Raw genomic sequence first — 19,841 nt, 5'->3', positions numbered from 1 at the left:
GGCGGCCAGCGGACAATCGGACACGAGCGCGACATGGACCTCTTTGATGCCTCCGCTGCCGCCGAAACCCTGAAGGACGCTCCCCTTGCCGAACGGATGCGTCCCCGCACCCTGGACGAGTACGTGGGGCAGGACCACCTGCTGGGCGTGGGGAAACTCCTGCGCCGGCTGATCGAGTCGGATACCCTCACGTCTCTCATCTTCTGGGGCCCTCCGGGCTCGGGCAAAACAACCCTTGCCCGGGTCATCGCCAATGCCACGAAATCGCACTTCATCTTCTTTTCCGCCATTCTTTCGGGGATCAAGGAGATCCGCGAGATCGTAAAGGAGGCGGAGGAGGAAAAGAAGTACCGGGGCCGTAACACCATTCTCTTCGTGGACGAGATCCACCGGTTCAACAAGAGCCAGCAGGACGCATTCCTCCCCTACGTGGAACGGGGGACCTTCACCATCATCGGCGCCACCACCGAAAACCCCTCCTTCGAGGTGGTGGCGCCGCTCCTCTCCCGCTGCAAGGTGCTCGTGCTCAATCCGCTTTCACAGGAAGAAGTGGGGCAGATCCTGCGGAGCGCCCTGGCCGATCCGGAACGCGGCCTCGGCACGAGCGGCCTTGCCGCGGACGACGATGCCCTCGCCCTCATGGCAGAGCAGTCGGGCGGCGACGGCAGGGTCGCCCTGAACACCCTTGAAACGGCAGCCCGGCTGGCGAAAAACGGCCGGATCGACCTGGAAGCCGTCCGCGAGGCGATTCAGAAAAAGCCGCTGCTCTACGACAAGGGGGGCGAAGAGCACTACAACGTGATCTCGGCCTTTATCAAGTCCATGCGCGGCAGCGACCCGGACGGCGCCCTCTACTGGCTCGCCCGCATGATCGAGGCCGGCGAGGACCCGATCTTCATCCTGCGCCGGATGGTGATCCTGGCCAGCGAGGACATCGGCAACGCCGACCCCCGGGCGCTCCAGGTGGCCGTTGCAGCACTCCAGGGGTTCCAGCTCGTGGGCATGCCCGAGGGACGGATCATCATGGCCCAGGCCGTCACCTACCTGGCCACCGCGCCCAAGTCCAACGCCTCCTACGTCGGCATCGACGCGGCCCTGGCTGAAGTCCGGAAAAGCGGCGCCCTGCCCGTGCCGCTTCACATCCGTAATGCGCCCACACGGCTCATGAAGGACCTGGCTACCACAAGGGGTACAAATACGCCCATGACCATGAAGGGGGCTACGCCGCCCAGGACTATCTACCGGAACGGCTTGAGGGGAAACGATTCTATGCCCCGCAGGGGCACGGCTATGAGAAGACCATAAAAGAACGCATGGACTACATCCGTACCGTGAAGGAGAACGACAGGGAATGAAAAAGATCGGCATACTCACCAGCGGCGGCGACTGCCCGGGCATGAACGCCGCCATCCGGGCCGCGGTGCGCACGGCAATCCGCATGAACATCGAAGTGGTCGGTTTCCGCAAGGGCTATCTGGGACTCATGAAAGGAGATGCCATCCCCCTGGACACCAAGGCGGTCTCGGGCATCCTCCACCGGGGGGGCACCTTTCTCCAGTCGGCCCGGTCCCCCGAGTTCAAGACGCCGGCAGGCCAGCGCACGGCCCTGAACAACCTGAAAGCCCTCGGCGTCGAGGGGATGGTGGTAATGGGAGGCGACGGATCGCTCACCGGCGCCCTGGCCCTTCACGGCCTGGGAGTGCCGGTGGTGGGCATTCCCGCCAGCATCGACAACGACATCCCGTTCACCGATATGTCCCTGGGGGTCGATACGGCCCTCAACAACATCATCTACGCCGTTGACTGCATCAAGGACACGGCCAGTTCCCATGCGCGGGCCTTCGTCATCGAGGTCATGGGGCGCAACTCGGGCTACCTGGCCAGCATCTCCGCCATCGCCACCGGGGCCGAATACGCCCTGGTCCCCGAACGGGAATACGATCTGGCCGAGATCTGCCAGCAGTTGCGGGCACGCTACGAGGAGGGGCGCGACAACGCCATCATCATCCTGGCTGAGGGGGCCGGCCATGGCAGAGAAATCGCCGACAGCATCAAGGACGCCATTGGCTTCGAGACGCGGGCGACAGTGCTGGGGCACTACCAGCGGGGCGGCGCACCGACGGTTTTCGACCGGTTGCTGGCGAGCCGCTTCGGCAAGAAATCGGTGGAACTGCTTGTGGCGGGAACCTGGGGAGTGATGGTGGGGCTCTCCTGCAACGCGGTCCTCGCCACCCCCCTGGAGGACGTCATCAAGGGCGAAAAGCGTCCCCAGGACGAGGTGCTGCGGCTGGCCGAAGTGCTGGGCGTGTGAGGAGGGGGCCGGCGCCGTGCGGCGCCGGTCAACCGAGGAAATCCATAATCTCGCGATGGTGCTCCATCCGGTAGGCAGCGGGGAGCGGGGCCTTGTAGGCCACGAAGGGGACGCCTGCAGCTTTGGCCGACAGCCGGTCCACCTCGGAATCACCCACGAACAGAGCCTCCCGCGGATCGATGCCGAAGTGTTCCAGCACCTTCAGCAGGGGTTCCGGGTGGGGTTTCGGGTTCGCCACCCGCGACGCGGTCATGACGATGCTGAAATAGGAGTCGAGGCTGAACGACCGGAGCACCAAGTCCATGGAGGTCGACCGGTTGGTGCAGACGCCGAGCCCCACCCTCCCCTTCAGGGTGTCGAGGGTCTCGCGAAATCCCTCCTCCATGATCATGAGCGGGACCAGTTCCCGGTAGTCGATGGCGCCGGCACACCGGACCGCTTCCTCCCAGTCGCCGGGTGACGGGAAAAGATGGGACAGCACCTCCCGATTGGCGTAGGTGTGGAGAATGCGCATCTGCTCCCCGTTGTCCCTGCTGAGCGGGGGGCGGCCCATCATCTCCATGATCCGCTGGTAGAACGCGAGGTTCGCCTCGAAGGAGTCGAACATCACCCCGTCGCAATCGTAGATTACCGCCTTGATGGCCCCGCCGTTACTGCTCACCGCCGCTCCTCGCCTTTTCGAGATACTCTTCCCACTCCAGGGGGAGGAGGTATTTCTTCCGGTTGTTGCATTCCTTGCAGGCGGGCACCACGTTTCCCCTGCTGCTCTTGCCGCCGCGCACGATGGGAACCACGTGGTCCATGGTCAACTCTTCGGGCGGGAAATCCCCCCCGCACCAGTGGCACGTACGCCGGCTGATCACCGTCTGCCACCAGCGGCTCCTGCGCAGCTCACGGGCCTTGTCCTTCTCCCGCCGGATCTCCTGCTCCGTCATTTCCACCACGAAATAGGTCATAGCTACCTGTCACAGGCTACCGGCGTCCGTTCCGGTATGCATCGATGGCACGGCGAGCCAAGGCATCGCATCGCTCGTTCTCCAGGTGCCCGTTGTGGCCCCGTACCCAGACCCACCGGACCTGATGCTTCCCGGTCAGCTCCATGAGCCGCTCCCAGAGATCGCGGTTCAGGACCGGCTCCTTCCTGCTGTTCACCCACCCCCGCCGCACCCAGCCGGAAAGCCATTCGGTCATTCCCTTCACCAGGTACTGGGAATCGGTGGTGATCGTCACGGCGCAGGGACGGCTGAGGGCCTCCAGCGCCTTGATGGCCGCGGTAAGCTCCATCCGGTTGTTGGTCGTGTCGCCGTCGGCGCCCGAAAGTTCCTTTTCCGCGCTGCCGTACCGCAGGATCGCACCGTATCCCCCCACTCCGGGATTGCCGCTGCAGGCGCCGTCGCAGAATATCTCAACTTCTGCCGACATAGGCACCCTCCCCCTTGAGTAGTTCGGCAATGGCATCCATCACCCGGTCCACGATCAACTGGTGGGTTTCCTTGCAATCCTCCCGGGCAAAGAGATCGTCCAGGTTCAGGGTGGCGCCGAACACCACCATGCCCTCCTGCCCCATGCCGGGGAACTTCCAACGGTTAAGCCCGATGAGGGCCGTGGGGACGACGGCGACCCGGGTGTCGTAGATGATCTTGCCGACCCCGCGGTTCCCCTTGCCGAGCACGCCGTCCTTGTGGCGGGTCCCCTCAGGAAAGAGCATCACCTTCTCGGTCCGGAGCAGATCGTTGATGGCCTTGCCGGCGCGGACGTCCCTGCCCCGCTTGACCGGGAAGGCACCCCAGGAGCTGTACAGAAAACGCTGAAAAGGCTTGGCAAAGAGCTCCTCCTTGGCGGGAGCCAGACCATCCGGAAGGGATGGGAGCGCAGAATCGCCCAGGGGAGAAAGATGGTCTCGTAAGCCGAGATATGGTTGGATGCGATGAGGACGCCGCCGTTCGGGGGTATATGCTCCGCCCCCTTGACGCGGAACCTGTTGATGAGCGATGCGTAGCTGCCGACGACAAATGCGGAAAACGTCACCCAGAACCGACGAAGAAACGATACCTTCAAATGAGCCTCTCTGTGCAGATGTTGTTATCTTATAGCATGGTTCCGGAAATAACGGCAACGGTAATGCTGCCCGTCACGGGAGCGCCGGATTCGATGCCGTGCCGAAAAAGAACGAGGGAGGCATGTCATGCCCCCCTCTTCTTGTCATCTCTCCACGAAGGGTCCGGATCAGGACGAACCGTCAGTCACGGCCGGCACCATCAGCGCATCTCGCCCAGATATGTCCGGATGTCGTGGCCATCAATCCTGCCGTTGCCGTTACTATCCGGGATGAGGGAGTCGGCTCCCCCCTCCTTGAGCATCCGCCTTGCATTGCCGGGGTTCACCACCCCGCCGCCGTTTGCGTCAAAGACGTCCGTCAGCGATTGGGCACTGAAGCCGGTGACCGCCCCAGCGGGGACATCGGAAATCCTGCGATACACGGTCACGGTGAAGGACTGGTACGCCCTCAGTCCCTTGGCATCGGACACTTCGACCTTGACCGGATAGGTACCCGTATCCTTTGGTGTCCACTGGATGAGTCCGGTCGAAGAACTGATGCTCATTCCCGAGGGGCGCGTCACCAGTTTGTAGGTAACGGTATCGCCGTTGGGGTCCGTTGCGTTCACGTCGTACCGGTAGGTCTTGCCCCGAACCGCCGCCGCTGCCGGGACAGAAGTGATGACCGGCGGCTGGTTGACGACCGCAGGGGCCACTGTCCAGGCAAAGACAGCGCTGGTCGAGGCTATCCCGTCGCTGGCGGTCACGGTTACGGTGTAGGGGCCAGTTGCTGCGGCACCGACAGCGATGGTGCCGCTGATGAGACCGGTGCCCGCGTTGATGCCGAGCCCGGCCGGCAGCCCCGTGGCGCTGAAGCTCAGAAGATCGCCATCCGCATCGGCTGCGCTGATCTGCAGTCTGACGGCGGTATTTTCGGCGCCTGTTTGCGCGCCGGGGTTGCTCACGGCCGGCGGGGTATTGCTCCCCGCTGCCCGCACCGTCCAGTTGAAGCTGGTACGGTTGCTCTTCAGGGTGTCGGTAACGGTTACCGAGACCGAATAGGGGCTGCCGACCGCGGCTCCGGCAGCGATGGTGCCGCTGATGAGCCCGGTGGATTCATCAATGCCGATACCGGGAGGAAGGCCCGTGGCACTGTAGAAAATCCTGTCGCCGTTACTGTCGCTGGCCTTGATCCGGAGAGTAACCGGTTTCTCTTCCCATGACGTCTGATTGCCGGGATTCGTAACCGTTGGAGCGCTGTTGCTGTTTACGACCCGGAGCGTATAGCTCTGGGTCGCCTTCAACCCCTTTGCATCCGCCACCTCTACCGTTACCGCGTAGCTGCCGGAATCTTCGGGCGTCCACGAAATAAGACCCGTGGAGGAATTGATGGTCATGCGCGAGGGACGCTGGACGAGCCGGTAGGTCAGTGCGTCGTTATTGGGATCAACGGCGTTGACGTCGTAGCGGTACGCCTTCTCCTTTTCCGCGATCAGGATCGGGGAGGAGATGATCACCGGCGGATCGTTGGCGACCTGACCATTCACGGTCCAACTGAATGTTGTACTTGACGTCGTCATGCCGTCTCCCACAGTGACAACGACATTGTACGTCCCGGCGACGGTGGCGGTGCCACTGATGAGACCCGAACCGGAGTTGATGGCAAGGCCGGAGGGAAGCTCCGAGGCACTGTAAATGAGGTTGTCGCCGCAATTCAGGTCAGTGGCCTGGATCTGCAGACTCACGCCATTGTTCAGGGTACTGCTCTGGTTGGCAGGCTTGGTCACTATCGGCGCGACGTTGGTTTTGGTTACCACCCATGAGAACATGGTACTGCCGCTGAGGTTACCCGGGTCCTTGGCCATTATGGTCACAGGGTAGGTACCGGCGCTGCAGTAAGGTATGTTACCGCTGATCAGGCCGGTTTTGCTGTTCATGGTGAGGCCCGGCGGCAGGCCGGCGGCACTGTAGGTGAGGCTGTCTCCGTTGACATCGATGGCCTGGATTTGGAGGCTGACGCTGCCATTCTCGGGACTGGCCTGATCGGCGGGCTTGGTTACCACCGGAGCAGTCGGCGGTATGATGACCATCCAGGTAAAGGTCGTTCTGGTCGTAGCCGTTCCATCGGTCACGGAAACGGTTATCGTGTAGGTTCCCGCAGTGGTGGGGATGCCGCTGATGAGACCTGTAGCACTGTTGATGCTGAGACCTGTCGGCAGCCCAGTGGCACTGTAGGTGAGGGCATCGCCATCTGCGTCGATCGCCTGGATCTGGAGGTTGACCATTACGTCCTTGTCGCTGGTCTGGTCCGCAGGCTTTATAACGGCTGGAGCTGCTGGGGCTGCTTGGTGTTGACGATGATGCTCACGCTCTTGGTGGCCGTGGTGTAGTTGACGGCATCGGCGGGCGTGAAGGTGGCCGTCAGGGTGACCGGGCCCGCGGTGGAGAGAACGGTGCCGGCTGCGGGATTGTAGCTGAAGCTGCCTGCTACGTCGGCAGTGGCGTTGAGCTGGCTCGACCCGAGGGTCGTACCCGCATAGACCGCTGCCGGCTCGGCCCAGTTGATGGCGGGAACGGCACGGGCGATTGCGAGTGTTCCCGTGGCGCTGCCGCTGTAGTTGGCATCGGTGACCGTGGCGACGACGGGGTAGCTCCCGGCGGCTGTCGGCGCGCCGCTGCCCCCGGCATAGGTGAGGTTGATGCCGAGGCCCGGCGGGGTCGTGCTGGCGGCAACGACCTTTGGCGTGCCGTCGTAGGTGGCGCTCAGGCCGGTGAGGGATACGGAGGCAACGGCCTTGTCAACCGTCAGGCTGACGGTGGCGCTGGCGCTGGTGTATGCGTTCGGGTCGCTCGGGGTGAAAACCACCGACAGGGTCCGGGTCCCGGCGTTGAGGACAGTGCCGGCGGCAGGGGTGTACACGAAGGTGCCGGGCACGCTCGCCGTGGCGTTGAGCTGGGTGCCGCCCAGGGCTGTCCCGTAGGTGATGGCACCAGGCGTCGCCCAACTGATGCTCGGGGTCTGCTTGGTGTTGACGATGATGCTCACGCTCTTGGTGGCCGTTGGCGTTGGAGGGGTCAGTGGCGGTGACGGTGACGGTGTAGGGGCTGCCGGCGGCGGCGCTGTAGTCAATGGTTCCGGTAATGGCACCGGTAGAAGCGTTGATGGCAAGGCCCGCAGGCAGGCCCGTGGCGCTGTAGGTAAGAGCGTCACCATCAGGGTCGGTGGCGGCGACGGTAAGGTTGACGACCGTCCCTTCAACATTCGTGCGGTTCGCCGGATCGATGACACCCGGCGCACGGTTCACGTCGGTCACGGTCCAGGAAAAACTCACGCTGCTGCTGGTTATCCCATCACCAACCATAACTCTTACAGAGTAGATGCCGGCAGCCGTGTAACCCAGGGTGCCGGTGATGACTCCGGAAGATGAATTGATGCTAAGCCCCGGAGGAAGTCCCGTGGCACTGTAGGCAAGGGTGTTGTTGTCCGCATCGGACGCCTGGATCTGGAGATTGACCGCCGTCCCCTCGGGGGTAGACTGGTCAGCCGGCATTGTTACCACCGGAGCCCTGTTCGTGTCGGTCACCAGCAGCGTGTAGGTCTGAGTGGCAAAGAGGCCAGCCGGATCGCTCACCTTTACCGTCACAGTATAGCTGCCGGCATCGGTATAACCAGGATTCCAAGAGATGAGCCCGGCCGGCGAGATCGTCATGCCCGGGGGGGATGCTGTCAGACTGTAGGTAAGAGCGTCACCGTCCGGGTCGCTGGCAGAGACGGCGTATCCGTACGCGGCCCCCTCGCTTACCGAGGTGACGGCAGTTGACGTGATGCTCGGCGCACGATTGAGCTTCGTTACCGTTACCGTAAAGGTCTGGGTGGCGGAGAGCGCCCCGTCGCTTACCGTTACGACAACCGTATGTGCGCCGGCCTGGGATGCGAGAGGAGTCCAGGAGATGGTGCCGTTCGCGGCAATCGACATGCCCGAGGGCGCAGTGGTGAGTGCATAGGTGAGGGAGTCGCCGTTGGGATCGCTCGCCACCACTTGATAACTGTACAGGGCTCCTTCCGTGGCGCTCGTCACCGGCGAGGAAGCGATCACCGGAGCTTGGTTGACCTTGCCGTCAGTGACCGTAATGGTGAAGCTCTGGGTTGTCCTGTTGAACTTCGTATCAGTCACCGCCACGATGACATCCCAGTTGGCCGGTGTCGAGCTTGAGGGTGTCCAGGTGAGGGTGCCGGTGGTCATGCCCATTGCCATGCCGGTGGGAAGCGTTTTGCCCGTGGGCGCGCTGATGCTGTAGTAGAGCGTGTCCCCGTCCGGGTCCGTGGCGGAGACGGTGTAGGAGTAGAGCTGCCCCACAACGGCGGCTGTCACGGGACTCGATGCAATGACCGGCGGCCTGTTGGCCGGAGCCACGGCGATCGAGAAGCTCTGGGTAGCGACGAGCTGACCGTCGCTCACCCGCACGGTTACCGGGAAAGTTCCGGTCTGGCTGTTCGTGGGGGTCCACTGGACAAGGCCGGCCGAGCTGATTGACATGCCCGACGGCGCGGCGTCAAAGGAGTAGGTCAGTACCGTGCCGGCATCGGCGTCGGAGGCGCGCACCTGGTACGTGTAAAGGGCGGACGCGGACGCAACGGTTGCGGGCACTGAGGAAATCTGCGGCGGATGGTTGCAGAGCGCGATCGTATCCTGCACATGGCGGGGATAGGTTTCATCGCTCAATCCCATGGTCAGGTTGTTGGCCGTGTTTGCCGCGATGTCACGGGGCGAATTGTACAGGACCGTTGCCTGGAACGTCTGCTGCCCGGCGCCTTTGGCAAGCAGGGGCAAACTCCAGACAATCTCCCGCGTGTCCGCCTTGTACTCTCCCCCGTTGGTTGCGGAGACAAAGTCAATGCCGGCGGGTAGCTTGTCTGAAATCAGAAGGTTGTGCAGATCGATGGTATTGGCCGTGTTGTCGTAGGTATAGGTGTAGGTGAGCGGCTGAGCGTATGCCGCGCACTGGCCGGGATGGGTCTTGGCAAGGAACAGGGGCTTCGAGGGGTACGCCTCGTCGGCAATCTCGAAGGAGACGGAGCCGTTCGCGGGGATCGCCAAGTCCCACTGGAGCGCGAACTGAACGTCCGCATTGGTATTGGTGTACGGGCCGCCGAAATTATCGAGATTGTAAGGAGTGGAGCCATTGGCGAGGAGGCCGATGAACTGAGTCATGTCGACGCCGTATCTGCTGGGCGGAAGGGTTGACGACTGAACCACGCTGTAGCCGTTGCCGTTCTTGTCGCTGGAACTCGTGAAGCCGGACTGGAAGGCCCTTTTCCCCACGATGGCCACGTTGTCGTTGCTGAAGGGAAGGCTCAGGTCGTAATCGGAGTAGGCATAGAAATGGAAGTCGAGAGGAGAGCCGCGGTGGTTGTTGATCGTGACGGCCCGTTTCAGGGTGGATCTTTTGGTGCCCGTCGCGCCGCCCGTAAGGCGGTAGGCGACTTCAACGGAATAGGTGCCGTCCAGGGCGGTATAGACAAGGGCAAGCGCCGCAGGGTCCGCCTGGTTCGCCGGGCGCGCGACGGTGAACATGCCTTCGGCGTCAACGTCATTGGATATCAGCGGATACTCGGGCCCGGAGGTCCCGACACGGCAGTAGAAGCCCAACTGGCTCACTATCTGCTTGCCGTCGATCGTCCAGCCGTATACCCCATAGGTGGAGGCATCTTCGAAATTCACCGTTGAATTCTTGCTGGACAGAGTCCAGTCGGCGGCCTCCACGGCGCCGGAGGCAATGCCGAGCCCTACCAGCACAGCCGCCACGACCGACCTGCACACACTTGCTAGATTCTTCATTTCCACACGCTCCTCGTACTTGCAGTTCCCGACTGGAAAGGCTGCGTCATAACGTCATTGAATACGAATATCTATCGTTGCCGCGCGCTTCAGTTCTTCAACGATTTCTTCAACCTTCCTGCGCTGGTAATCCTTTGCCAGATACTGCTCGATGAAATCCCGCATCTCTTCGAAGGTCCTGACCGTTTCGGGATGCCGTTCCATCACCCTGATGATGTGAAACCCGTGGCGCGTCTTGACGATACCGCTCGTCTCACCCGGTTTGAGGGAAAAGGCGACCTGGTCGAACTCACTCGGCATGAAGCCACGCTGGATTTCTCCCAGGTCTCCGCCCGTGGCGGCGCTGGCGCAGTCGGAGCCCTCGCTGGCAAGAACGGCAAAATCGGCGCCGGCGCCAATCCGGTCGCGAATGCCTTCGATCTTTTTCCGGGCCTGCGCCTGAGTCTCCGGAGAGGCTCCTTTGTCGACCTTCACCAGGATATGCCGGACAACGATCGTCTCGGGCTTTTTAAAACCGGCCTTGTTCTTTTCGTAATAGGCCCTGAGATCGGCTTCGGGAACCTTGATCGCATCGATGCCGCGCGAGGCCAGGTAGGCGTCCACAAGAACGTCGCGGCGAGCGGTGTTGTCAAGTCTGTTCTCGGGTGGCTCCGCCACGCTCCCGTCCCGTGGCACGCTCGAGCCGATGGCTTGCCGGCGGGCCTGAATCTTTTGGGACAGATCGGCAGGATTCAGCTTTTCACCCGCCTGGGCCAGCAACTCCATGGCGATAAGCTTATCGAGCTCCTGGCGTTCGACTCTCTTCTTCTGTTCGTCGGTAACCTTGCGCCCGGCTCCCCTGCGGTGGCTCAGGGAAAATTCGACGAACTGGTCGAGTTCGTCCTGGAAGATGACGGTGCCGTTCACAACGGCCGCAGCGGCTCTGTCAACGGGAGCGGCGGCAATTCCGGCGCCGGGCGCGGACGGAACACTTCCCAGTGCGCACAGGACGGCAATGATGAGATTGCGCACCGTCTTCATGGTGCCCGCCCGACTCACAGTTGCTCCGGAACGGCCGTCACCCGCGCCGATGTTCCCGGTTTTCCGTGGGGGATCAGCACCAGCCTGACAGTGCCGGATGCCGTATAGCTGAACGATGCCGCCCCTTCCGTCCCACGCCGAAAGCGGATGAAGTTCACAAGAGGACCGTCGGCGCTTCCAACGCGGACTTCAAGCGCCTGCAGCGTCGCCCCCGTAATGTCCAGCCGATAGGTCGAGTTCGTGAGATCAAGGGTTGTAACCGATGCACACCGTTTCCCCCGCGGCGTGGTGACCACCGTCTCGATGCTCGGCGGGTAAAGAACGGCCTTGGCTACGTCAACGAGGCCGTAACCATAGTAGATGTCCCTGCCCGGTTCACCCAGGTCCCGGGCGGCTGCCGCAAGCCGTTGCCTGACCTCGTCGGCAACGGAGCGGTTGCCGTTGGTGTCGGTGATACCGGCCGAGATGAGAAGCGCCGCCGCACCGGTGACATGGGGTGCGGCCTGCGATGTGCCGAAATTGGTGCGGTAGCCGCCGCCGATCGCCGTGGAATAGATATTGTGCCCCGGCGCGGCCAATTCGACCTGGGGGCCGTAACTGGAAAACGTTCCAAGCGTGTCGTCCTGGTAGGTGGCGGAGACGGCCACGACCGAATCGAAGGCGGCAGGATAGAGTACGACTCCCGGCGAGAAGTTGCCGGCCGAAGCCACCAGCACGATTCCCGATCGATAGGCCAGATCGCAGGCATCCTTGAGCGCCTGGGAGAACTCCATGTTGCCGAAACTCATGTTGACGACCTGCATCCGGTTCTCGATGGCCCACTCGATGCCGGCGATGATGTCGCTCAGTTTCCCGCCCAGGCCGCCGTCAAGCACCTTGACGGCATAGAGCTCCGCTGCGGGGGCGACGCCGACCACACCGGTGCCGTTGTTGCGGGCGGCGATGATCCCGGCCACGTGGGTGCCATGGCTGAGAGAGTATGCGTCGTCCATGGGATCGTTGTTGTCAGCTACAAAATTGTACCCGCCTTTGTAGTTGTCCCTCAGTTCGGGATGCGTGTAATCAATGCCCGTATCGAGCACTGCCACCCGGACCCGCGCGCCGGTGATCCCGGCCTCCGCAACCTGGTCGGCGCCGATGTGCTGCACACCCCACGTTGCAGCGTACTCCCCGGATGCAACCACGACCGGTTCGATGGAAGAAAACACGAAGTCCGACTCCACGTAGGCAACGTCGGGATCTTTTTTCAGGCGTTCGATCTCTTCCTCGGACAGGGTTGCCGATATGGCGTTTACCGCAGAGTGCGTCCTTTTGACGCGGCCACCGTGGCGATAGACTTTCTCTTTGTGGCGAACGTCTTTTTTCCCCACTGCAGAGCGAAACCCTATAATGACCTTCCTGTCAGCGGCAAAAGCGCCATCCTGGGGAAGCAGCAGGGCAAAAAGGGCCGTAACGGCGAGCAGATACCTCATGGCACACGTATCCCTTCACGTTCGACGATGACAAATCGCATCGCGAATGCATATAAGCTGTGTCTGGGGAGAAAATGGGGGGCAGGGGAACGAATCCCCTGCCCCGTTGGTCAAAAAGGTATTACCGCTTGACTTTCTTCGGAGCCGCCAGGATTTTGCCGGAGAGCGCACCGTTAATGGTTTTCACGGTTACGTAGCCGTTGGTCGCAAAGTCCGGGCTGGTGGCAACTACCTTGGTGTCGCTCCAGGAGATGATGGAGGCCTCGGTAGTTCCGGCGTACACTCCGATACCGGCATCATACTCGGTGCTCGGTGCCGGTCCGAAACCGGTGCCGGTAATGGTAAGGGTCTTGCCTGCCGCAAGGGTTGCGGAGGCAATGATCCGCGCCGGCGTGACGGTCAGCTTGGCAAGATTGCTGACCTTGTTTGCCTTGGCAATGCGGAGCTCGTAGACACCTTCCACCAGGGCAGGAACGGACACCTTTACCTCGCTTTCGGTGACCGAGAAGGGAGTGAGCGTAAGGTTCGTGCTGCCACTGACAAGCGTGACGGTGGGCTGGTAGGTGGTGACGCCGTCGGGTCCGACGTTAACGAAGCTGGAGCCAACAATGGTCAGGACGGCTTCTTTGCCAGCGGTAACCGTGTAGCTGCTCTGGCCGTTAATGGCGGGCACGGTGGCGTCGGTGAACGGGGACGAGTTACCGAACCAGGACCAGTGACATCCCTGGCAGTCCCAGTTATTCCCGATGTGGCCCCAGCCACGGTCTTCCAGGCCCGGCTTGACCGTACCGAGGTTGGCGGCGTTGGGGCTGTCCTTCTGGATGTTGTGGAGCGAGTTCACGCCGTGGCAGACCTCGCACTGGCGGATCGGTACGTTGGAGGACGTATTGTGGCAGAGGTTGCAGTCCGTGATGCCGGTGCCGTGGTGCGTATCCTGGTTGCTGAAGATCGGGCGGACCGTATTGGTCTTCGGATCGATGGCGTTGGGTGCGGCCTGGTGGCACGCCTCGCAGCCCTGGACGATAGCAGTGCCGCCATCCGGAGCGGGTACGGTCCTGCCGTCCGGCAACGGAGTGACAGAGCTTGCGCCGTAGGTCGGGATGTAGTGGCCGTCAAGCGGATTGTCGATGAAGTTGCCGTGGCAGAACTTGCAGTCCTTGGCAACGGCAGCGGCAGAGGTGTGGTGCGGGGACTGGGTATGACAGTTGAAGCAGTTTCTGAAATCCTGGAAGGTGAAACCGCCCGAACCATCGGAAACCATGACGTGGCAGCCGGTGGCAAGGGTCGGAGGAACCGTGCCGGAAGTATTGATGCAGCTTGCCGGCGGCGTGACCGTATTGATCAGGGCGTGGTGCTGCTGAACGAGCACCGTGTCACTGACGTGGCACTCAAGGCAGTCGGCTTTGGTCAAGTTGGGAAATTTCGTATCGTAAATCCCCAGGAACTGGTTTGCCGGCGGGGGCGGAACTGCTGCACCCACCATTGCGCCGGTCAAAACAACGGCTGCGAGCGATACGCTCATCAGTACCTTTTTTTTCATTCCTTTCTGCTCCTTTCTTGTGAAGACTCCATGATGAAACATTACAATCAAAGCGAATGACTTATTCTTTCCTTCGTGCCACCTCCTTTCGATACGTCATAACCCCTCACTCAGACTAATTACAATGCAATTTAAAAAAGGCTGCATCGGACAACGGCAGCAGCGCGGATGCATATCGCCCGCCAGCCCCGCGCGCCTCTCCGTCCGGCGATGCTCGGGCCTTAATGGTCCCGAATGGTGCCTTGGCGTGTCCCGGGGGTGTACACACTCTCAATATTAAAAACCGCACACATTAAGCAACGCACACAACAGTGTACTGTATCTATTCAGAGTTATTTGTCAACACACTTTTAAGGGGGCATTTTAACGTTCAGCAACAAATTAGCAACACAAAATACGGTTTATCCGTGAACAATAATTTGACATTCTCGTATGCCGGTCGCCACTACAATGCTATTTTCATTATATCTAGCATGCGACGCATCACAATCATCAGCAGCCACACCGAATCACACTAGTCAATTTTACGTCAATTAACGGTCGCACCCGTGAAATGACTATCTATCCGAAGGTGGCATTTCGAGCAAATCCATTACCGCTTGCACATGAAACACCGGAAATACAAAGTGTTGCAATTAATTAACATATTTATATATCAATAATACAACCGGCCACCAACGTTAATGACCTCTCAAAATTGCAAGCGCCGCGCCGAAATTCTTGATGTGCTGGAAGACACACGGGGCAGTGCAACGGATCGCGCCAGGGTGAGCCCGCACCATGTGCGCTATTTTCCTAACTTCAGTTTGAAAACCGCACTAGATATTTTTTTCATAACAACAACGGGTCCCAACGCGGAAACCGGGTCAACTGCCGGCCCCGGATACATACTTCTGTTTTACCCTCGAATAGTTAATAATTTCGGCTAAATACAGATATCCTCCATATCCATGCCTCATACCTCTTGAGCGAGGCCGTATAATGACGGTGTACGGCTTGGGACCTCCAGTGAGCGTAAACTATTGTTTTAGCGGGTTTTACGTTCATCTTTACCCTTGTTTGCCCGACTGAACTCTTCTATAGTTAAGAAAAAGGACGCACGGTAAAGGAGAAATGAGCCATGAAATGCCCAATCTGCAACGATCGCACGGGAATCACCATTGATATGCATTCGGACGGCTATGCCGACAACCTGCTGGAGTGCACTACCTGCGGGGCAATCTGGATTCAGGAACTGGAAGGGATTGTTCTGCTCAACAAGAAGGTTGCGTAAGGGGGGTGCATTCTCCTAGAACATGAAGCGCCGCATGCTTATGTTCATGAGAATGCCTATACCCGTCATTGACGTGATCAAGGATGTGCCGCCGTAGGAAAACAGAGGCAACGGCACCCCGACCACGGGGAAAAGGCCGATTACCATGCCGATGTTGATGATGATGTGCCAGAACAGCATGGCCGTTACGCCCACAGCCACGAGGCTGCCGAAGCGGTCGTTGCAGCGCCGTGCGATCTGGAGCCCCCACAGGATGAGCACCACGTACAGCAGCAGAACCACCAGGCTCCCCACGAATCCCCATTCCTCGGCAAAAACGGAAAATGCGAAGTCCGTGTGCTGCTCCGGCAGGAAGCGGAGCTGGCTCTGGGTCCCCTGAAGAAACCCCTTGCCGAACAGGCCACCCGATCCCACGGCAATCTTGCTCTGAATGATGTGATATCCCGTACCCAGGGGGTCCCTCTCCGGGTCCAGAAAGTTGAGAACCCTGTTTTTCTGATAATCCCTGAGATAGTAATGCCAGCCGAGCCAGACAGCCGGTACGGCGGCGGCGCATACGGCAGCCAGCGCGGAAAGGCGGATACCGACAAACGCGAGCATGGATCCCGCAATGAGAATGACAAGAATCGCCGTGCCCAGGTCGGGCTGCTTCATGATGAGGATGGCGGGCGCGCCGATCATGAAGGCGGGCCATGCCAGCTCCCGAAGCCCCAGACCGCCGGACAGTGGAACATTGGCCAGGATGCGGGCCATGGTGATGATCCCTATGATTTTCATGGGTTCAGATGGCTGAATACTGATGAAGCCCAGGTGAAGCCAGCGCGTGGCCCCCATCGAAGTCCTGCCGAAGACCAGAACCACCAGCAGAAGCAGGAACAGGATGCCGTAGAACCAGTAGGCAACGTCCTCCAGCAGGTGATAGTCGATACTGCAGACCAGCAGCATGATGGCGAGGCCGACCATGATCCAGGACATCTGCTTGAGATAGTAAGGAGTGCCCGACAGAACGTACGACGACGAGGCACTGTAGATGTTCACCACGCCCACCGCGCAGATCAGCAGCACGAGCCCCAGCAGCATCCAGTCGAAATTGGTTATGAGCCGTCGGTCGATCATGGTCTATTCCTGAGCCTCTCGGGGCTGTCCCCCTTCGTCGGATGGCACCTCGTCACCGGCTCCGCCATCCCCGGCAGCGGCACCCTTCCCATCCTTGGCCGGCCGGTGAATGACTCCCTTTCCTTCAAAGTAGGCTCGCAGGATACTGCCGGCAATGGGTGCCGCCGCCGAGCCTCCGTGCTCGCCGTGCTCGACCACCACCGCAACCGCCACTTCGGGGTGTTCATAGGGAGCATAGGCCACGAACAGGGCATGGTCGCGATACTGGTAGGGGATATATCCGCGCGTATCCCTCAGCTTGACGACCTGCGAGGTTCCCGTCTTGCCGGCGACCCGGACATCCGGGATTCGTGCCATGCCTCCGGTGCCGCCCCTCTCGTTCACCACCGCCCACAGCCCTTCCTTGACTGACCTGATCGAGCGCGGCGAGACATCGGCCCTGGTGATGATCTCGGGCTGGAACTCCCTGAGGACCTTTCCGTCGCGGTCGATGATCCGCTTTACCAGCCGGGGCCGGTACACGACACCGTCCGTGGCAATGGCAGCAGTCATGGACGCCAGTTGGATGGGGGTCATGAGGACATAGCCCTGGCCAATGGCCGCGCTCAACGTATCCCCCTGGAACCACTTGGTCTTGTGCCGCTGGAGCTTCCAGGCTGAGGTGGGAATGAGCCCTCCCTTTTCATTGTCCAGGCCAATACCCATGGGGGCGCCAAGGGCAAACTTTTGCGCGTAGGCTGAAAGCCGGTCGATGCCGAGCTTCTCGCCAAGGACATAGAAGTAGACGTCGCACGACTCGCGAAGGGCACGCCTCAAGTCGACCGCTCCGTGGCCCTTTTTGTCCCAGCAGCGGAACGTGTCGTTCCCAAGCGTATAGGATCCCTTGCACGTAACCGTGGTGTGATCGTCGATGATCCCCTCTTCCAGCCCCGCCAGAGCGGTAATGATCTTGTAGGTCGATCCCGGCGGATACTGCCCCTTCAAGGCCTTGTTCTCCAGGGGATGGCGCTTGTCTTCCAGGTATTGCTTCCAGATTTCAGGGGGCATCCTGCCGGCGAACAGCGATGGATCGAACTCGGGATTGCTGACGAACGCCAGAATTTCCCCGGTATTTACTTCCATCACTACCGCAGCTCCCGCCTGGGCGCCAAAGGCTTGCTCGGCCCGCTTCTGGAGTTGGGCGTCAATGGTCAGAACCAGGCTCGACCCCACGGTCGGGGGCGTTTCAGCTATTGTCCGCAGGATCCGCCCCCGGGCGTCCACTTCGATCTGCCGGCCGCCGTCGTGGCCATGGAGGACCTCTTCCCAACTGCGTTCAATCCCGCTCTTGCCCAGGTAGTCGCCTGAATTGTAGCCGACAAAGGCCGGGTTTTTCAGCTCTTCATCCGAAATTTCACCGATGTAGCCCAGCAGGTGAGCCGCCAGCGTGCCGTTCTCATACTGACGCACCGGTTTCATCTCGATCTCGATACCGGGGAGCCAGAGCCGTTTTTCCTCCAGAAACTCCAACTGGTCGCGGGTTATCCCCGATGCGAGGACAATGGGATAGTAGCGGGCGCGCCCCTTCCCCTTTTCCCACTTTTTGAGGAGCTCACTCCTGTCGGCGCCCAGCAGTGCCACCAGTTGCTCGATCAGCCAGTCGCGATCCCGGACTTCCTGGGGGATGACGGCAACGCTGAAGGAAGGCCGGTTGCTCACCAGGACCGCGCCGTTGCGGTCGAATATTGTCCCTCGGGACGCTGCAACGGGCACGAGGCGCAGCCGGTTGTTTTCGGAAAGGCTCTGAAAATCCTCGGCCTTGACGATCTGGAGGTACCAGAGCCGCGTGACGAGGATGAAGAAAAACACCCCCACTGCGATGAGCAGCACGACCAACTGGCGCTTCGGCTCCTGGGTGTCGCGTATGAAGCGCTGCCCGTTCATCGAATGTCACCCATCCGCGCAAAGGGTGTGAAAGTGAAGACGATGGAGGCGGCAAGGGCGTTCACGAGGCTCTGGGGAACCAGCCTTCGAGCAGCGAGGAATAAATGCCGTGGGAAGAGGAAAAAAGGAGCAGCAGGAGCAGGCTGATCAGGCCGCTGACCATGGTTGCCGAGAAGGTGCCGATGATCATGAGCGAGCGGCGGTCAGTATAGAGGCGCCCGGCCGCAAGGCTGAACAACAGGAAAATGACCAGGTAGGAAAAAGCGTTGAGTCCCAGGTAGAGCCCGCTGAACGAGTCCTGCAGGAGGCCGAGGACAAAGGCGAGCACTCCCCAGGCGGGCCCTTCCCGCAACCCCATGAACACCACGAACAGGATGAGCAGGTTCGGCTTGAAGGGATCGGCGATGTGCGCCGGGATCACGGACACGTGCAGGACGATCGCGGCAAAGACGAGAATGGCGTACCAAACGAGCTTAATCATTGTTCCGGGGGATCAGCACGAGGACTTCCTCGAGCCGGGCGATATTGACGGCAGGGCGTATGTTGATGTTCTGAAAGATTCCGTACTCCCCCTTCTTCACCATGGTGACCTCACCGATCACCAGCCCCTTGGGGAAAATCCCCCCCATGCCGGAACTGACCACCACGTCGCCGACTTTCACATCCTCTTCCCGCAGGAAAATTCAAGGCTGCAGAGCCCTCCCCCCTGCCCCTTGACCACTCCGCGGGCGCGGGAGCGCTGCACCACGGCGGCAATGCCGCTGGCATGGTCCGTGAGCAGCAGCACCCGGGAACTGCCAGCGGCAACCTTGACCAACTGGCCGACCACACCATTGGCGGCGACCACCGGCATTCCTTCCGCAAGGCCGTCCACGGCGCCCCGGTTGATGACCAGCGTCTTGAACCAGGGAGCGTTGTCTTCGCCGATGACCTGGGCGGCCACCGAGGGGAGTCCGACCGTTCCCTTCAGGCCGAGGAGCTGCCGCAAGCGGCCGTTTTCATGGATTGCCTCGCGGTTTTCCATGATCCGGCCGTTCAGGATCTTGACCGATTCGCGCAACTCCTTGTTTTCGCGGCGGACATCGACCAGATTGACGTAATCGCTCCAGACGCTTCCCAGAAACGTGCTGACCCGCGAGCCCAGGTTATGGACGGGGGCGAACAGGTCGATGACCACCCGCTCGAACAGGTTGGCCTGTTCCTTCTGGCGCAGGTTCAGGGAGTAGAAGGTAAGCGCGGCCAGCAGGGCCACGGCCGCCACGATATAGACTCGATATTTTCTGATCAGCTCCAGCATGAATACTCGCGG

10 protein-coding genes and 5 pseudogenes are annotated in these 19,841 nt (G+C 60.8%); 3 read left to right on the top strand and 12 right to left on the bottom strand.

The genetic code is table 11. The annotated features are described in order from the left end of the window. Nucleotides 1–33 precede the first annotated feature (33 nt). A pseudogene (locus A2G06_06545) lies at nt 34–1,355 on the top strand (AAA family ATPase). Beyond that, a complete protein-coding gene (locus A2G06_06540; protein ANA40029.1) occupies nt 1,352–2,311 on the top strand; it encodes an ATP-dependent 6-phosphofructokinase in 960 nt (319 codons plus the stop codon). The pseudogene A2G06_06545 and the gene A2G06_06540 overlap by 4 nt, the downstream one beginning before the upstream one ends. Nucleotides 2,312–2,339: 28 nt before the next feature. Here A2G06_06540 and A2G06_06535 read toward each other — a convergent pair whose 3' ends face one another. From A2G06_06535 to A2G06_06500, 8 genes and pseudogenes are all read right to left on the bottom strand, one after another. Beyond that, nucleotides 2,340–2,972 (bottom strand): HAD family hydrolase, encoded by a 633-nt coding sequence (locus A2G06_06535; protein ANA40028.1) that lies wholly within the window; start codon nt 2,970–2,972, stop codon nt 2,340–2,342. Next, nucleotides 2,962–3,267 carry an HNH endonuclease gene (locus A2G06_06530; GenBank protein ANA40027.1) on the bottom strand — a complete coding sequence of 102 codons (306 nt, stop codon included), beginning with the start codon at nt 3,265–3,267 and terminating at the stop codon, nt 2,962–2,964. Before A2G06_06530 ends, A2G06_06535 begins: the two co-directional genes overlap by 11 nt. 16 nt (nt 3,268–3,283) lie before the next feature. Then, nucleotides 3,284–3,733 (bottom strand): ribonuclease HI, encoded by a 450-nt coding sequence (locus A2G06_06525; GenBank protein ID ANA40026.1) that lies wholly within the window; start codon nt 3,731–3,733, stop codon nt 3,284–3,286. Then, nucleotides 3,717–4,369: pseudogene (locus tag A2G06_06520) on the bottom strand (glycerol acyltransferase). Before A2G06_06520 ends, A2G06_06525 begins: the two are co-directional and overlap by 17 nt. Before the next feature lie 476 nt (nt 4,370–4,845). Beyond that, nucleotides 4,846–10,188 (bottom strand): annotated as a pseudogene (locus A2G06_06515) (hypothetical protein). A gap of 54 nt (nt 10,189–10,242) precedes the next feature. Next, on the bottom strand, nt 10,243–11,208 hold the full coding sequence (locus tag A2G06_06510; GenBank protein ANA41614.1) for a peptidylprolyl isomerase: 966 nt from the start codon (nt 11,206–11,208) through the stop codon (nt 10,243–10,245). Nucleotides 11,209–11,222: 14 nt separating this feature from the next. Continuing rightward, complete coding sequence (locus A2G06_06505) at nt 11,223–12,680, bottom strand: peptidase S8 (GenBank protein ID ANA40025.1); 1,458 nt, start codon at nt 12,678–12,680, stop codon at nt 11,223–11,225. A gap of 121 nt (nt 12,681–12,801) precedes the next feature. Further along, nucleotides 12,802–14,220, bottom strand: coding sequence for a hypothetical protein (locus A2G06_06500; GenBank protein ID ANA40024.1), 1,419 nt, complete (start codon nt 14,218–14,220; stop codon nt 12,802–12,804). A 1,120-nt stretch (nt 14,221–15,340) separates the two neighbouring features. Between A2G06_06500 and A2G06_06495 the strand changes: the two genes are divergently transcribed. Further along, entirely contained in the window at nt 15,341–15,493 is a 153-nt protein-coding gene (locus tag A2G06_06495; protein ANA40023.1) for a hypothetical protein, read from the top strand. A gap of 15 nt (nt 15,494–15,508) precedes the next feature. Here the strand turns inward: A2G06_06495 and A2G06_06490 are convergent, their stop codons facing one another. The 4 genes and pseudogenes from A2G06_06490 to A2G06_06475 all read right to left on the bottom strand — a co-directional run bounded on the left by A2G06_06490 (nt 15,509) and on the right by A2G06_06475 (nt 19,829). Continuing rightward, nucleotides 15,509–16,609 carry a rod shape-determining protein RodA gene (locus tag A2G06_06490; protein ANA40022.1) on the bottom strand — a complete coding sequence of 367 codons (1,101 nt, stop codon included), beginning with the start codon at nt 16,607–16,609 and terminating at the stop codon, nt 15,509–15,511. 3 nt (nt 16,610–16,612) lie between these two features. Further along, the gene (locus A2G06_06485) at nt 16,613–18,532 is read right to left on the bottom strand and encodes a penicillin-binding protein 2 (protein ANA40021.1); all 1,920 of its coding nucleotides are present in this window, start codon (nt 18,530–18,532) and stop codon (nt 16,613–16,615) included. Further along, nucleotides 18,529–19,013 (bottom strand): annotated as a pseudogene (locus A2G06_06480) (rod shape-determining protein MreD). Before A2G06_06480 ends, A2G06_06485 begins: the two are co-directional and overlap by 4 nt. Then, nucleotides 19,006–19,829, bottom strand: a pseudogene (locus A2G06_06475) (rod shape-determining protein MreC). Before A2G06_06475 ends, A2G06_06480 begins: the two co-directional pseudogenes overlap by 8 nt. Nucleotides 19,830–19,841: the final 12 nt, after the last annotated feature.

Origin of the sequence: Geobacter anodireducens, assembly GCA_001628815.1 — a bacterium.
GTDB lineage: Bacteria > Desulfobacterota > Desulfuromonadia > Geobacterales > Geobacteraceae > Geobacter > Geobacter anodireducens.
This window is presented reverse-complemented; position numbering and strand designations above follow the sequence as displayed.